11 protein-coding genes are annotated in these 15,949 nt (G+C 50.2%); 4 read left to right on the forward strand and 7 right to left on the reverse strand.

Going from position 1 to position 15,949, the window contains the following annotated elements; genetic code table 11:
- Positions 1 to 234: 234 nt before the first annotated feature.
- From AC2FFP_RS07625 to AC2FFP_RS07645, 5 genes are all read right to left on the reverse strand, one after another.
- Positions 235 to 1,035, reverse strand: coding sequence for a class I SAM-dependent methyltransferase (locus AC2FFP_RS07625; protein ID WP_496880872.1), 801 nt, complete (start codon positions 1,033 to 1,035; stop codon positions 235 to 237).
- Positions 1,036 to 1,057: 22 nt separating this feature from the next.
- Positions 1,058 to 1,792, reverse strand: coding sequence for a TylF/MycF/NovP-related O-methyltransferase (locus tag AC2FFP_RS07630; protein WP_496765827.1), 735 nt, complete (start codon positions 1,790 to 1,792; stop codon positions 1,058 to 1,060).
- An 84-nt stretch (positions 1,793 to 1,876) separates the two neighbouring features.
- On the reverse strand, positions 1,877 to 2,908 hold the full coding sequence (locus AC2FFP_RS07635; protein ID WP_496765826.1) for a hypothetical protein: 1,032 nt from the start codon (positions 2,906 to 2,908) through the stop codon (positions 1,877 to 1,879).
- Positions 2,905 to 5,589 carry an FkbM family methyltransferase gene (locus AC2FFP_RS07640; RefSeq protein ID WP_496880873.1) on the reverse strand — a complete coding sequence of 895 codons (2,685 nt, stop codon included), beginning with the start codon at positions 5,587 to 5,589 and terminating at the stop codon, positions 2,905 to 2,907. The genes AC2FFP_RS07635 and AC2FFP_RS07640 overlap by 4 nt, the downstream gene beginning before the upstream one ends.
- A 390-nt stretch (positions 5,590 to 5,979) precedes the next feature.
- The gene (locus AC2FFP_RS07645) at positions 5,980 to 6,432 is read right to left on the reverse strand and encodes a transposase (RefSeq protein WP_496844881.1); all 453 of its coding nucleotides are present in this window, start codon (positions 6,430 to 6,432) and stop codon (positions 5,980 to 5,982) included.
- On the opposite strand from AC2FFP_RS07645, the gene AC2FFP_RS07650 reads away from it, so the two are divergent.
- Positions 6,352 to 6,561: an integrase core domain-containing protein gene (locus AC2FFP_RS07650; protein WP_496765821.1), complete on the forward strand. Its 210-nt coding sequence runs from the start codon at positions 6,352 to 6,354 to the stop codon at positions 6,559 to 6,561. The two genes, AC2FFP_RS07645 and AC2FFP_RS07650, sit on opposite strands and share 81 nt — an antisense overlap.
- Positions 6,562 to 6,917: 356 nt before the next feature.
- Here the strand turns inward: AC2FFP_RS07650 and AC2FFP_RS07655 are convergent, their stop codons facing one another.
- Together AC2FFP_RS07655 and AC2FFP_RS07660 are read right to left on the reverse strand one after the other, a co-directional pair.
- Positions 6,918 to 10,385, reverse strand: a complete 3,468-nt coding sequence (locus AC2FFP_RS07655; RefSeq protein ID WP_496765814.1) for a glycosyltransferase — start codon at positions 10,383 to 10,385, stop codon at positions 6,918 to 6,920.
- A 245-nt stretch (positions 10,386 to 10,630) separates the two neighbouring features.
- Positions 10,631 to 12,415, reverse strand: coding sequence for an ABC transporter ATP-binding protein (locus AC2FFP_RS07660; RefSeq protein ID WP_496765812.1), 1,785 nt, complete (start codon positions 12,413 to 12,415; stop codon positions 10,631 to 10,633).
- Between the two features lie 585 nt (positions 12,416 to 13,000).
- On the opposite strand from AC2FFP_RS07660, the gene AC2FFP_RS07665 reads away from it, so the two are divergent.
- From AC2FFP_RS07665 to glf, 3 genes are read left to right on the forward strand one after another with little or no spacing between them, the layout of a single operon-like run.
- Positions 13,001 to 13,801 carry a glycosyltransferase family 25 protein gene (locus AC2FFP_RS07665; RefSeq protein WP_496765810.1) on the forward strand — a complete coding sequence of 267 codons (801 nt, stop codon included), beginning with the start codon at positions 13,001 to 13,003 and terminating at the stop codon, positions 13,799 to 13,801.
- Positions 13,798 to 14,688: a hypothetical protein gene (locus AC2FFP_RS07670; RefSeq protein ID WP_496765808.1), complete on the forward strand. Its 891-nt coding sequence runs from the start codon at positions 13,798 to 13,800 to the stop codon at positions 14,686 to 14,688. Before AC2FFP_RS07665 ends, AC2FFP_RS07670 begins: the two co-directional genes overlap by 4 nt.
- Before the next feature lies 1 nt (position 14,689).
- Entirely contained in the window at positions 14,690 to 15,838 is a 1,149-nt protein-coding gene (gene glf, locus AC2FFP_RS07675) for a UDP-galactopyranose mutase (RefSeq protein ID WP_496765802.1), read from the forward strand.
- The last annotated feature ends 111 nt before the right edge of the window (positions 15,839 to 15,949 follow it).

Below are 15,949 nucleotides of genomic sequence, written 5' to 3' on the forward strand. Positions count from 1 at the left end.
CCTTCGCAATGGCGCACGTTGGCAGTTCAGAAACGAACGACAGAAGTTGGTTGCGTCTGAGCTGTTTGCGAAAAACCACTTCTCCTGTGGAACTGTACCCATGAAGTTGAAAGACATTCTTCGCCAGATCTATGCCGACAAGTTTCAAGTCCGCCAATTTTCTACCCCTGATAGTTTCCATCTCTAAAACCTACCAGATGAGAGATCAGGGGATGTCTATTCCATCAAAGCCCTTCAGCTTGAGGGTTTCTGAAACATTGCAACAATTTGGAATGTCTTCAACGCGTCTCGTTGATATGCTCTTAGCAAATCGCCAGGCGGTTCAATATCTACCTGATCCCGCTGTTCGCGGATCAAACGAAATCCAGCCGCCTCAAATCGGCTCAGCAAATCGTCAGCTGTGATTCTGTTCAAAGTATCAAACATGGCCAACAGCGCTTTTTTGTGGTCATTTTCCAAATTCGAGTTGTTAACGTCGGCGTGTACATCGCTAGTTTGTGCTAATAGATGTTCCCATCTTTCATATCCGATCGCCCAAAGATGACTCCCCTCTGGCGAAAAAAACAAAGGGGAAATCTGAACAAAAAAATAGCCACCAGGTTTTAGAATCTCATATAGATCTTGGAGCACAGAGTGATAGATTCTGTTGTTTACATGCTCGAAGACGGACCAACTGTATATGAGATCAAATGGGCCGCCCTTTGGAACTGCGCCCGGAGCAATCTCCTCGAAGGTTAGCCTGCTAGGGATTTCAATCCCAAAATTCTGCTTCAAAAATGGCACGCAGGCCTCAGCTTCGTTGTTAATGTCAACCCCGTGAACATTTGCATCGAACAACAATGCGACGCCAGCAGCAGACGTTCCGCCGCCGCACCCGAAATCAAGAACTTTCTTTCCTGCGAGCCCTTCTGCATCGGTCATCCATTGTTCAATAATCTGAGGAACATACAAGAATTTGGCACGATCATCATCGGATGGGAGCAATTTCGCAGAATCCAAAATCTGCGTTTTGAGGTCCAAGGTTGAATCTACCAAAAGAATGACCCTCTCTGTTTTCTCATATTTTTATACACAGTCTGACCTGATCGTTTACGCGGTTTAATAGCGGCGCTTGAATTGTTGAAAAATACTCATCAGTGGCCTTGCGGGAACCAGACCAGTGACCATAGTCATCAATTATCAACACACCACCCTTTGACAACCTTGGGTAAAGTACCTCCAACTCAAAACGGGTCGACTCGTACCAGTCGGTGTCGAGCCGCAATACAGAGATTTTCTCTGGAAAATTGTTTTTCAACGTTTCCATGACGTCGCCTTTTACAAAGCGTGAATTTTTTGTTGGTAGGCCGGCTGCTACGAAGTTTCGAGAAACCTGATCGGTAGAGGCATAGCACCAGCCCACTTCATCGCTGAACGTCTCCATCAATAAAGAAGCACTCTCACCATTGACGTCCACATCTGCCTCAGTTGGTGCTGTCATTCCTTCGAATGTATCGTACAGCCAAAGATCACGCGGTGCGCCAAGCGCTTCAAAGGTCAGCCCGGCAAGGATTGCACTTCCACCCATCCACGTGCCGCATTCAACGAAGTCGCCAGAAATGCCCGCGGAGTGTACATATTTACAAGCATTATGAAGCGAATACATCGCATCTTTACCCGTCATTGTGAAGTCACGAGACTTGAGGAACAAATTCGTAAAATGCTCATCTTCGTCGATATCACGGATCGGATAGTCAACTAATTCTGCATCGTGCGATTCGGAATATACAATCTTTCGGGGTGGAAGCGTCATCGGGGTACCATCGCGTTAGTAGGATGCGTTTCGAAATTACTCAGGTGTCGGGTCATTGTTTCATTTAAGAACTCAGCACAACTATCACTTGCACATCAGATCAGTGTTTTCTTGCAGCCAACGAAGATAGCCATCTTTGAATGGATCAGGGTAATTTTGCTGGAGATCTTCTCTGTCCCGATATAGTTCTCGAGCCTTCTTCGGGATTTTTGTGCCATCTTCAAATACACCATAATACCACCACCCTGAAGGTATCGCAGGATCCGTGAAGCGAACAACTTCACGCTCGTACCATGCCCAAAGTTCATAGATTTCTGAATTTCCCTGAGCATACCTCTCAGTCATTGTGTTACCGACAGGTCCAAGCTTTGTAAAATGGTAAAAGCGCAGCGGAACACCGTTGATCAGAAGACCTCCTTCGGAGGAAACTGACATCGTCCTTTTGCTCAGGTTCCAGCTGGCGACATTGTAACCAGGATCCCGCAGTACTTTGACGTTGTCAAAGTAGCAGGGAATCAAATTGCACCATTTCTGATCTACAAAAACCCCGATATCCAGTCGGTCGTAACACCATGTATTAAGGCGTTCAGTCCACCAATTGGCGAAGGCACGCGCTTCGTGGTCGTTACGAACCGCCAGAAACCCAAGGTTATAAGTTCCGTAGTGCAACGACGTGATCTCGTTGTCGCGTACAGCGATTTCCTCAGTTTCGGGGGTGGTTTGGTGCGGAGTAAGGACAATTGACCAATCGTCCAGCAATTCGACGACGGGCTGCATCGTTGAGAAAACGGCAATGTCCGGATCAAAATAGACAATCTTTTCAACTCCAGGTTGATCCATAATGTGCTTGAGAGCCTGTCCTTTTACAGCCGTACACGCCTCTACGATGTCATGTCGAAATAGCCAGGGATCGGTTGTTTCGCCAAATAAACCATCAGCCGTTACCAATCGATCAAAGTCCTCACCTTCCGTAGAATATTCAAATCCCTGAGGAGGATGATCCGTCAAAACCGCCCAAATAACCCAATCGGGATGCTGCCGCCTGAGTGAACTGGCCAAGACCCGCGCACGGTTAAGATAACTGAATGAAAAGCTTGTAAAAGCATGCACTGTCATTTTGCGCTCATGTTTTGAAGGTGAGGTATCGCCATGTCGCTGTATTCGGATGTCAACACTTCGGTGCGACGTCGTTGACGTGCTTGCTGAACAAGTTTTTTGCAAGCATCACTTTTCACCCAATCCGTGAGGTTTTGGCTGCTGTCCAACACAACTCCACGGCCCGTTGATTTGACCAAATGAGAAACGTTGCCAGATTGCCCATGTGTCACAACATAGGCCGAACTTGCCAGCGCCTCAGAAGTCGTCAACGAGAATGTTTCCGGCCATGGAGCAAAATGAACCACAAGATCAATGCCCGCAGCCGACAGAGCTCTTGTCATTGCATCAGGAACCTGGCTGGCTACGGTGTCCACGCGATGCTTGATGACATTCAAGCTCACATCACTCTTACCAAAATAGTGGAATTCTAATTCGGGATTAATAGCCTCGGCCTCAGTCAGTGCAGTGAAATGATCCCATCCTTTGTGGGGTAATGGTGCACCCACGAAGGCAATTTTAATGGTACCCCGAGCCCCATTGCCAACTTCAGGTAAGGGCGCTGGCCGCGGTTCGCTTTTTAGTACGGTATGAGATTGCACGATCAAATCGTGCAACTTATAGCCACAGGCTTTAACCCAAATGTCAGCCGCCACCCGAGATGGCGCCAAAGCGGTGACTTCAACTCGCTCGAAGAAGTCTCGAACACGCCGCATGTGGCGCGTTCTGTCGTCCCCGTAGACGCAAATGTTACAGCCCTGCGAGCCAACATCCGGTGCATTGCAATAGCTTAGGTTGTTTCGCAGTAGTGTGTAGCTTTGGCACGCAGCAAAGAAATCATGTAGCCAAAAGCACGCTCTTCGGTTACAACTCGCTTCAACCAATTGCGCAATCGCTTCCGGCGAGTGTCCTAGTAGATGGTGAATAACGCAATTAAAGATCTGCCCGGCAGCGACCCGGTCGCAAGTTGCGGCAATTAATTCAGCATAGCGCGCGATCCCGATGCATTCGCCATTCAGGATCAGACGAAAAACGGCAGCGTCTGTTTCTGCGTCTGGCAACAATGCGTTGCAAGTCCGGACGGGATGAATGTTTAGGTAGTCAATCTCAGCCTCGTTGGCGCGGGCTGCTTCGATTTGAATGCAAATTTGAGTGCCGCCGGTCACTTCGCGGTAGTTATCGTGGCCTATGCTAAGCACAACCTGATTGCGTCCTTCCGCCAGCCTGTCCGCAATTGCGGGCGCATCAAGCATAGGCTCGGTTATCTCGGGTAAGGGTGCCAGAACCGCATTTGAACTACCTGAAGCTATGGCATTTATAACTTTTGCTCGATATCCCTCGGACGGGATATTGACCTTAGGCGTAGAGGAAGGTGTGCCACTTAGAAAACCTTGCAAACCTTCCAACTTGGCAAGTGCGACCCGCGGCCCTCCGACCGACTTCATCAGCTTTCTGGTAGCGCGACGATGTTTAGTATTCGTCCTAAAATAAAGAGCAAAAGGCAACTTTCGGACACGCTTGGCCAATCTGACAGTGTAGTCGTTTTCTTCCTTCCACTGTTCCAGAAATGGCATCAGTTCCGAAACTTCGGATTGAATCTTGGCTTGCAACTCCGTCAATACCACCGAAACCTCTTTCTTGCTTTTTAATACCTGTTTCTCGAGGTCCCGTTCGAATTTCTGTTTCTCGAGGTCCCGTTCGAATTTCTGTTTCTCGAGGTCCCGTTCTAATCTCTGTTTCTCGAGGTCCCGTTCTAAAATCCTTTGCTCGAAATCCTCTTCTTGGCGAGAGACGTCATAGCGCGCCTTGGGTACCTCTAGGATGGCAGCAGAGCTTTGGCTGGCGAGCGTAGTCCGGCAATACTGAGGCTGTTGCAGTAGCAGCAACCCCAGATCATCCAATGTTTTGATCTCGGGTAGTAGGTGCTTCTCAATAGGCTCTGAAAACTCTCCTAACCTATCTGTTGGCAGAAAAAGTAAACCGCTCTCGGTACCACCACAAAAGATATCTGCGTCCGAATTTTTGAAATTATCAGATCGAAACGCTGGTGTGTTCAGACCGTAGCAAACATACCTTAGCCCTGACATGTATTGGAGTAACTGCGCCCCGCTGGACAGGTCCAATACTTCGCAAAACACAACAGGTCGGTCTTGAGAGAGAATTCTGTTCGCACCTTGCAATGCGTCCAGTTCGGCGCCCTCAAGGTCAAGTTTAATAAGTGAAACTTGTCTCAGAACCTCATCATCGAGGCGCGCTACGGTAAGTGTACCGCCTGTTTCGCAAACCCTTACTCTGGTGCCGCCCGCATTGTCCTCGAAAGTTTCGACAACTTGCCCATTGCCAGGTTGAGCGCCCAAAGCGGTCGCCCTCACATCGATGTTGGACACCGGAGATACGCCTGCATTCAGCTGCAGGAACCGGCGGTTTTCGGCAAAGGGTTCAAAGCTGATGACACGGCCGTTCGAACCAACGCTGTTCGAAAACGCGCGTGCATGTGTGCCATAACATGCCCCACCATCTACAGCTGTATCTCCATCCATCAAAAAGTCACAAAGAATATCCAGCTCAGATTGAGCCCACTCACCGTACTGGCGCAGCGAGTCCGATATAACATCGTCCCTATTTGGGACAAAAAACAGGCCATATCGCGTTTGGACCGACAAGCTCGATTGCTCGGATGCTTCCCGAGTTGGATCTTGCATCGTTTCCTCCTTGGCATCCGCTCAAAAAATTGTTTTCCCTCTATCCCGTTTTATTACCCACTTCAACACAAGTTGATCGGTTGTGCAGCAAACTTTAAGCAAAGGAATTCGGTAATGGGGGGGGGCACAGTCAAGCGCTTTTGAACAGAATAATCGATCCGCCAAGGCGGTTCCGTTGGCTCTTTTCGTGTTCACTCGCTAACAGTCGCGGCCTCGGGTTGAGATCCCTCGGGTACTTGCTTTGGCTGGCTTTGTTGCATTAACTGAATTGTCCGAAGAACTGGAACAATTTTCCCATTTTCAAACGGATTTCGAAAACTGGTTTTCTATGAGCGCGATTTCGTTGCGAACTCCAGTCGGGTTGCTCGGAAAGTGACCTTTCCGGTTGGCTCAGAAAGTTTCGATTCCGCGCAAGGTGTTCTTCGCGGAGTTGCCAGGGCTAGTCATAGCTTCTGGCGGCTGTCTTTCGGATAAGGCTATTTCGATCGGATTGAGGTCCAGGATGTACGGCGGGAGAAACAGGAACCAAGTGCCGATCTCGCGCAGGGCTTGCGCCGCGCCCGGGCGATTATGGCTCGACAGGTTGTCGAAGATCACGGTGCCCCCTTCGCGCAGCGTTGGGACGAGTTGGGTTTCGACATAGAGGTTGAACATCTCGCTGTTCATTGCGCCACCGATCACCCAAGGTGCCTCGAGCCCTTCTTGGCGTAGAGCCCTGGGTGCGCCGTTGCCCGAAAGGCGCTTAGACGCGGCCAGCCCGATATGGTCGTCTCTGACAATGGGACGAAAATGTCCTCTCACGCTGTTCTGTGGTGGCGCCAGGACACTGGCGTGAACCGGCACAACATTGCGCCCGGAAAGCCCATGCAAAATGCCTTTGTCGAGTCATTTTACGGAATGCTGCCGGATGAATGCCTGAATGAGCACATGTTCGGCAGTCTAACTGAAGCAAGAAAAATCATTGAAAACTAGAGGAACAATTGCACACGCAGCGACCACACACTTCTCTTGTCGGGCTGGCCCAAGCCGTTTACGCCAATTTCAACTGTGCCACCCAGCCTGCTTCGCTTTAGCTATGCAAGGGCTCCGCCCAGCAGGCCTTGATCGCAACCTAATCACGAAAAAAAACTGGAACGGATTCTACACACAAACGACCCGGATCAAGAAGCTAGGTCAGAACTCATAAAGGCCAGTTCATGGTCCCGTGCTTTGTTCAAAACCAACTGCTTATTCCTCACAACGGCTGAGCTGAATTTAAAACGCTAATCCTCCCAATATACGAAACAAAACTGCTTGGGATCAATTGCTCTTGTTTTACACGCTAGGGTTCAGGGCATCCGTGATGCGGCGGTCGAGTAATCCACCTTGAATTCTTTGTATAGTTCTGCAAGTTCGGTAGCCTGGTCATCTACGCTGCGGATAGTGTTTCTATTTGGATTGACCCATCCGGACAGCATGGATTTTTGATCCAAAATCTCTTCGATTGCCTCGGCAAGGGAGGCCGCGCCTCCCTCCAAGGGGATTAAGGTACCGTTTTCGCCTGACGTAATGGCTTCGGCCTGTCCGCCAAGATCAGTTGCAATGACCCATTTGTTTCGCACTAAAGCTTCGCGAACAGTTAGGCCGAACGACTCAGGCCACTGCGATGGGAATAGTAAAACATCAACCTTATCAAAGAATGAGTCACGTGATTTAGCGTCGAACGGCGGAGCAATACGTACGTCTCCATTGATGCCGGTGGAGCTTGCGTTCAAACTAAAGTCAGAGATTTTCCTTGTGTGGTCGACCAACGTCAAACTCCAGTCTCTACGAGTTAGACTGTTGAAGGCATCTCTCATAACCGGAAATCCCTTTACGACTTCTGTACCGGCTACGAAGCCAAACCTAACTTTGCTTTTGGCAGAATTCGGGGGGCAGCTGGCTGGAATTTCTATCCCATTTTCACAGTGAATGACTGTTTCTTCTGGTAAACCATTGTCAATATGGAATTTTGCCCAGTATTTGGACGGCGTGAGCAACCTTCGGGCTCTTTGGAGTGTTGGTGTCAACTTCTGGTGGCGCTCTTCAACATCAGTATCTGTTCCAACGCATTTTTGGCAAATTTCACGATTCACCTTCGTTTGCCCGCAGTACTTTCCTTCCTTAGTAACTAGAAATTGACGTGCACAAAGCCACCAAGCATCGTGAAGCGTGATGCAATACGGTATTCCGAATTCGTCACATGCCGCAATAAAGTCATTTCCAAAACCTTGAATCGAGTGAAAGTGCACGACGTCGGGCCGAGTTGCCCGAAGCGCTTTCCTGAAGCACTCCAACGCTTCCTTTGGTGTTTGATCTGCCCACATCGCGTCAGATTGGCAACCAAATCGGAACACTGTATTGCCGTCAGCTTGACGCCTGACAAAAACGCGATCGGCTGCATGCCCCGGCCCCGTCGCAAATACGCTGATGTCAAATTCGTGGTTCTTCGTTAGTGAAGCTACCAGGTTTTCAACGAGTAGAGTTGCTCCTCCGAAAGATTGGGGAGCATAAAACACGTTTGCCATCATGACACGTGTTCTATCAAAGGTCGGGCGGGCAATATATTTTTTGACGATGGGCATCAACTGACGATCACGGATCGCATTAGGGCTGTATTGTGTTTCGACAGCAGCGCGTGCGGTAGCGCCAATACGTTTACGTAGCTCGCTATCTTCGACGAGCAACTTCAATCCCTCGTACCACTCTTGTTTTGTCGCAGCCAAAAAGCCGGTCTGGCCGTGTTCAATTGCAGTTCTGAAAGCTGAAACATCCGAACATACAGAGGGCAATCCAACAGATGCTGCTTCCAAAAACTTGATATTGCTCTTTGCGTGATTGAATTCAATATCCACAAGTGGAGCGATAGAGATGTCATCCTCCGCCAGTAAACTTAGGTATTCGCTATATTCCAGCCGCCCAGTGTACTTAATTCGTGAATCATAGATTTCGAAATCTGGCGGAAGTACCAATTGTCCTACAATATGCAACCGAACGTTATCGTACTCACGCATTATCTTCAGTATTGCGTCGCTTGCCACTTCGAAGTCAGCATTATGCGTGTTGGTACCTGAGCCATATACGATTGTAACACTGTCTGAGTTCTTTTTTTCTAGGATGCTCCTAGTTACACTAAGCGTTTCAGCATCCAGCGCATTTTCAAGTATAAATGAGGGCGCACCATTGGTGGCAGTCATATTTGTACAGAGACCCTCAGTGCTTCCAACGTTGAAATCTGCATGCATCAGCGCCCGCCTGTAAAGCTCGGCACCCGCCATAAGGTTTTCGAGGTCGGTTTCGCCTAGAGCGCCTAAGTTCGGATTCGATCCGTATTTGTCGACGTCAAAAATCAAATCATCGATATCGTAGCCTACTGGAATACCGAGGCGCTTGGCCTCTTTGAATTGTTCGAGCACCTCAGGGATTCCGGGAACTCTATAGAATATTACGAGCGTATGAGTTTGCAGAGCATTCAGTACCTTATCGGAGTCTTGCCAAGGCATTATTGACACGTCGAAGCCCAAGCTTTCCAACGCTTCTGCTTTCTGTGTAACTCGGTATTTCGTACATTGCGGAATTGCGAGTTCAGCCACGATAAGAACACTTGGCAACAACTGATCCAGTTGCGAGCGTGCGGGTAGCTGTCCAAATTTGCTGCTATTCAGCAAGGATGGAAGCGACAGCTTTTTGTAACTGCCATTTGGTGGCGCTTGCAGCCCCAATTCAGCAAGGGTTGCGGGTTTGCGATACTCTTTTTTTCCTCGAAGCTTGCGACCCAAGTCTCTGGGAAGATACTTCATGAGTTTTAAGCTACGTTTCAAAAGCCAACCAGGGCTATTAACTTTCGTCAGAACGTAGTTCAGCTCGAATTCACGTGATTCTCGCTGTTGCTGTAGAGCTTCAAGTTGCAGGCTGGTCTCTTCGAGTCCATTCGACAATGTAGACTTTTTCGTTTCGTGAGATTCTGTACTACCGCCATATTCGGAGACCCGAAGAACTACCGAAGGAACGCGCGTTTCGGTTTCAATTTCTCCGTGTCCATGCGCAAGCAATCGAGACCCGAGCGCACGATTGACTATTTTAGTATTCGCGCGACTGCCTATGGTAGAAAATAGTGTTAATGCTGTTTCAATCCTATCCGGAACAGTCGTCAAATCTAGAAGATCAATGAGGCCGTTGGAAACTTTGTCACCCCAGAATAGCACCCCCAGCCCATTGCCGCCTTTGAAACTGAAGGAGGGGCGCTCATTTTCCAACTCGGCCCAATAACGACAAATACCCAGGCGATCTTCATGAGTACCGGTACAATGAAACAAAACTATCGATGAAGATGAGAGTTTCGGTATCCAGCTCTCAAAGTCCCCTTTAACGTCATCATAATTTCGTCGGCCGCAAATAGACAGGAGATCAACGCTCCCGTCTTCAATATCACTTGTCGCATCAGTAGATGTCTCTTGAAGCAAGCGGCTGAAGTGGGAAAACTCTTTGTTTGTGGCGATAACAGTATCGAAAATGCTGTTTTTTTGATGGTCGGCATACTTACCTTTGCCCCAGGCGCTCACCCCGAAACAATCCGTTTTCAGTCCTCCCTCCAGAACAGCTTCGCACATCGCAAAGTATAAGTAGCCACTGTGACTTCCTAGTTCTACAATTCTCTGGGGCTGCATGGCCTGGACTAACCACATCGCAAATGGGCCGTATTCCAGAGATTCAGTGTCTGGTTGATACTTTGGAACTGAGATTTTGTGGCCTAAAAAAATAAAGTCTGATTTTTTCATTGTGATTGGTTTTTCGTCTGAGGTTTGATCAAATCAAAGAATATGCGATCCTTGAATTCTAACATAGCCACTAATAATGCTTCTTATCACGAAGGGTCATTGAGTGATTTGTAACAGAAGAATTTTTTCGATTGCGACTTCTTTACACGGACTCCGTTTCGCGAGGTTCGTCCCAAATCATGTGAGGATGGTGCCCAGCCCCGGCCACGGAATCCTCGCCCAATAGAAAATTGAATGCTGTGTCGTTATTCTGCTACTTTTGCTCCAACATCACGTTTCTTGAATTGCTGATCAAAAAGGTTCTTGAACTGCCCGTTGAGTTGCATGAGTTCGTCGAGGTTGCCCTGTTCGACGACTGCCCCATCCTGAACGACCAAAATCTTATCAGCTTCAAGGATCGTGGACAGGCGGTGAGCAATCACAATAACGGTCATGCTTTGCGTCAGCGCGTCCAACGCCGCTTTAACAAGAGCCTCGGATTCCGCATCCAATGCGCTGGTAGCTTCATCCAGTAGCAAAATCTCGGCATTGCGCAAGATCGCACGGGCGATGGCGATGCGTTGCTTTTGACCGCCGGACAGGAAGGCTCCGTTTTCACCGACAGGCGTCTCATAGCCGTTGGGCAGCTCGCAAATGAACGCGTGCGCATGCGCAGCCTTCGCAGCTTCGATGACCTCTTCATCCGTCGCATTCGGTGCCGAACAGCGCAGGTTGTCCATCACCGAAGCGGAAAACAGGAAAGTGTCCTGACCCACATAAGAGATCTTTCGTCTCAGCGAGGAATAGCTGGCCTCTTGCAAATTCTGACCATCTATTTCGACACTCCCCCCGTCGGGGTCATAGAACCGCATGATCAGGCCGAATATTGTCGACTTACCGCCGCCGGACTGGCCTACAAGCGCAGTGGTTTTTCCCGCTCCGAAAATCACATTCATGTCTTTGATTACAGGAATTGATCCTTGATACCCGAAGGTGACGTTACGCAGTGCTATTTCACCTGGTCCTTCGAGCAGATCGCGCGCTTCGGGGCTTTCTTGCATGGTGTCTTCTTGATCCAGCAAGCCAAACAACATGCCAACACCGACCATGGCCGCCTCAATCTGAACGCGCATTTTTGATAGACGTTTAGCGGGCTCATAAGCCATCAGCAACGCTGTGATAAAAGACATCAACTGCCCAGCTGTTGGTTGTTCCGTACCTGCAATTCCCAAGGTCGAAACGACCAGAACCCCGGCAACGGCCAGACCGGCCAGAAACTCCATCAGCGGGCTGGCGATCGACTGCAGCCGCGCAATATCGTTCGAGCGTTCTTCGACCTTGAGGATGGCCGTTTCCATACGGCTGATCATCCGATCCTCAAGAGAGAACACCTTGATGATTTTGATGCCAGCCGAGGTTTCCTGCAGTACACGAATAATTTCTGCCAGCGATTTGAACTCTTGCTGCATGATCGAGCGCACGCTTTTCAACAGATAACGCACGCCCAGCAAAGCCACGGGTCCGACAACAAAAAACATGATGGACAGAACGGGCTGCTGGTAAACCATAACGATTACAAGACCCACCAGGGTCAAGGCGTCGCGAACAAAACCGGTAACCACCACATCAATCAAAGTTCGGGCAGCTTGCGCACCGTGTGTCGTACGCATGAGTAGGTCCGAGGATTCATTCTCGGCGAAGAAGGAAATGCCATGCCGCAACAGCTTACGATACACGCGGTCTTGTTGCATCGCAATGATCCGGTTCCCCGCACGCGCCAAGTATATAGACTGGATATAGGAGGCCACCGCTTTGGCCAGAAACAAGAGAACAACGCCTAGAGCGATTGCAAACGCCCACTCACGCATATCGGGGCTGGTCATCGCATCAACGATGTATTCCATCATGAAGGCTGAGCCAGCAGTGGTCGCGGCAACGGCAATCATCGCAACAATAGCGACGGCATAAAGAGGACCTTGGGCAAAAAAACTCTCGCCAATGAGGCGGCCCATATAGCCTGATCGCCATTCGGTCCAGGCACGCTTAATCATTGCATTCTCCAGATCGTGAAATCATGCGCTCGCTCAGTTAACCTATAATCCTTCCCGCCTAAAGGGCAGATCAATTGGCGCGACAGAGTTGCCCAATCAAAAGGTTGCGCAGAAGCTTCGTCAAGTAAGGGTTGGCATTGAGATGTGCAAGGTTTTGATGTTCTCTTTTGACAAGGTGACGCATTGTATCGTGGGCTTCCGAGCCCTGGCCTCTACGTGGCGTTTTTAGGTCAAAACCCGAAGTTGCCCGCACAACTTTATAGCGTCTTGTGTATACCTCTTGTCACGAGAGATCCCCGAATTCTGACGAATAGATTGAGGTGCTGGCAGATTTTTGCGTTACCTCTAGTGATCAGGTCAAACGTTTTTCTTTTTGGTTTCATTGTGATATGCATATGCTTGAAAAATGGAAGCGCTGATATTTTGGGGCTGAGTACTGTAGCGTGAGAGTAACGATTGAAATTCAGCGGTTTTTTGCCGCAGGAAATCCTTGACGCGTCAGGGGAAAAGGATAGATTTTTTGTCCTTGTGCTTGGTATATATGGCCCATAGTAACGCGAAGCACGTATTATTGGTAATGGAACAGTGTCGATTAAAGCTGTCATTCTGAGTTTGCCGAAAGATGTTGAACGGCGACGTTTCTGCGAAAGCGAATTTGCCCGCTTTGGCTTGAATCATGAATTTTGCGACGCCATTGCCGGAGATCAGCTAAACAACTCCGAATTGCATCATCTGTATGACGCAGACATGAACCGGATTAAATTCAAGCGCCCGCTCAGCCGCAACGAGGTCGCCTGCACCCTTGGACATCGTCAGATATGGCAGGATATTGCTGACTCCTCCGACTGCGTCAGCCTTGTTCTGGAAGATGACGCGACGTTCGTGCAAGATCCCAGGCCGTTTTTCAATGAACTGGCTGAATGTGGCGAATGTTTCGAAGACGTCATGATCAAAATCGACGGCGTGTCGGGAAACAACGGACAGGTCATTAAGTCCATTGCAGATCAGGATCTTGTCTTGTCGGACCGTCTGCCACCCAGAACCACAGGCTATATCATCGGCCGACGTGCTGCCGCTCGGCTTTTGGCGATTGAGGCCCCGATTGCGCGTCCCATCGACATCGACCTAAAATTCTATTGGGAACACAATGTGCCCATCCTCACCCTTGCCGAGCAGATGGTCGCAGAGCGCAAAGAGATAGACAGCACGATCGATCACTGCCGCAGTAAAATGAAACCCGGCTCGCCCATGGCCAGGTTCGTTCGAAACTTAATGTACCAGACAAAGTACACGTACGGACGGTTGAGCCACCCGCTGAACCCGGACATGATCGAAGGGCTCGGCCCCCTGATGCAGGCCGGCAATCCGGTTCGGAACCGCGCATGAAGAATAGCCTTGTGGTTGTCCGTGCGGGCAACAAGTCATTGCACCATCGGTGGCAGGAAATTCCCTATGAAGATCGTAACTACGATCTTCTGATCAGCTATTTCTCGGACGAGGCCTTTTCGGCATTCGAACCTGAACCCGGTGTTGAGGCCGTGCTGGTGAAGGGCGGCAAATGGGACGGGTTATTCAAGACCCTCGCAGATCGAGACCTTGATCAGTATGACTATTATTGGCTGCCGGATGACGATCTGGATATCAGCGCCGCAGACGTAAATGCACTGTTCGATGCCATGCAGGTTCACGGCTTGCGCATTGCGCAACCATCATTGACCCCCGAAAGCTATTTCTCGCATTTTGTGTTCAGCCAATGCCCGGGCTTCGTGCTACGCTACACGAACTATATCGAGATCATGGCCCCGTGCCTGCACAAGGATATCCTGAAGAAAGCACTGCCGCTTTTCCAGGGCACCATGAGCGGCTACGGCCTGGACTACATCTGGTGTCGATGGGCCGAGGCTGGCGCGTTTCGAACTGCCATTCTGGACGAGATCGCGATGCACCACACGCGGCCGATCGGAAAGAACCTGAAAGCTGCGATGGCCGAGTCGAACAACCTCAGCTCGGAAGAGGAAGAAGCCGTTCTGAAGCAGATGTTTGATCTGTCGCGGCGCACCGTTCCGGTCGTCTTTGCCGCGATCCTGCAGGGTGGGCAACCCATCTCGGGTCGTCTGCAGCTGGGGTGGCATATGTGCCGGGCATGGATGTCGGTCCTGCCGAAATTCCGCAGTGCCAGCGAGGCGCGGTCGGGTATATTCAAGATTGCCCGCCGTCAGCTGATCAAACCGCTCGACATGACGACGATTTCTATGAAACAGGAAAGCCCCTGATATGCAGTTTTTGATGGTTGGGGCCGGATTGTCTGGGGCTGTGATCGGTCGCCAACTTGCGGAACAAGGGCATGATGTCACCGTGGTCGACAGCCGTGACCATATCGGTGGAAATTGCCACACAGAACGGGATGCCGATACCGACGTCATGGTCCATGTGTACGGGCCACATATCTTCCATACGGATGACGAAGAGGTTTGGCAGTATGTGAACCAATACGCCAACTTCCTGCCCTATAAGAACCGGGTCAAAACCACCTCGCGGGGGCAGGTCTATTCGCTGCCGGTGAACCTGCACACGATCAACCAGTTCTTTGGCAAGACCATGCGCCCGGACGAGGCCCGCGCGTTTATCACCGAAGAACAGGCTGATACATCCATCACCGACCCGCAGAGTTTCGAGGAACAAGCGATGCGGTTCGTCGGTCGTGATCTGTATGAGGCGTTTTTCAAGGGCTACACGATCAAGCAATGGGGCTGCCACCCGTCCGAGCTGCCGGCGTCGATCCTGAAACGCTTGCCGGTGCGGTTCAACTACGACGACAACTACTTTTTCCATAAATTCCAAGGCATGCCCGAGAACGGGTACACCGACATGATTGGTGGCATCCTCGATCACCCGGGGATCACAGTGAAGCTGAACACCATGTTCGATCGCAACATGGCGGATGGCTTCGATCATGTGTTCTACTCAGGCCCGCTGGATGGCTATTTCGACTATGAGCTTGGACGCCTGGGATACCGCACCCTTGATTTCGAACGGTTCACCTATGACGGCGACTATCAGGGTTGCGCCGTGATGAACTATGGCGAGGAAGAGGTGCCCTTTACCCGGATCACCGAGCACAAGCACTTTGCACCGTGGGAGTCGCACGAAGGCTCGGTCTGCTATCGCGAGTTTTCCCGCGCGGCGGGTCCGGATGACATTCCCTATTACCCGATCCGTCAGGTAAAAGAAAAAGCATTGCTGAGTGAGTATGTTGCGCTGGCCGACAAGACAGAGAAGGTAACTTTTGTTGGCCGTTTGGGTACTTACCGTTATCTGGATATGGACGTCACGATCCGCGAAGCCCTCGACACAGCGCGCGTTTTTTTAGCCGCGTTCGAAGCGAAACAAGCCCTGAAACCATTTTATACCGCGCCAGTTTAGGCGCGAGCGCCGGGCCGTTTCGGTCCAGTGCTTACTCGATTCACGTTCTGGCTGATCGGACGGAATGTCTTTGTGACGGCCCTAGCTTGGATGCAATTTATTCCGGATCGT

Source organism: Ruegeria sp. YTSC004 (genome assembly GCF_059609805.1).

Coding starts and splice junctions, on each gene's coding strand:
- AC2FFP_RS07670 (WP_496765808.1), top strand. CDS start 13,798: ATGAAGAATAGCCTTGTGGTTGTCCGTGCGGGCAACAAGTCATTGCAC.
- AC2FFP_RS07630 (WP_496765827.1), bottom strand. CDS start 1,792: ATGACGCTTCCACCCCGAAAGATTGTATATTCCGAATCGCACGATGCA.
- glf (WP_496765802.1), top strand. CDS start 14,690: ATGCAGTTTTTGATGGTTGGGGCCGGATTGTCTGGGGCTGTGATCGGT.
- AC2FFP_RS07635 (WP_496765826.1), bottom strand. CDS start 2,908: ATGACAGTGCATGCTTTTACAAGCTTTTCATTCAGTTATCTTAACCGT.
- AC2FFP_RS07650 (WP_496765821.1), top strand. CDS start 6,352: ATGGTCGTCTCTGACAATGGGACGAAAATGTCCTCTCACGCTGTTCTG.
- AC2FFP_RS07655 (WP_496765814.1), bottom strand. CDS start 10,385: ATGAAAAAATCAGACTTTATTTTTTTAGGCCACAAAATCTCAGTTCCA.
- AC2FFP_RS07640 (WP_496880873.1), bottom strand. CDS start 5,589: ATGCAAGATCCAACTCGGGAAGCATCCGAGCAATCGAGCTTGTCGGTC.
- AC2FFP_RS07660 (WP_496765812.1), bottom strand. CDS start 12,415: ATGATTAAGCGTGCCTGGACCGAATGGCGATCAGGCTATATGGGCCGC.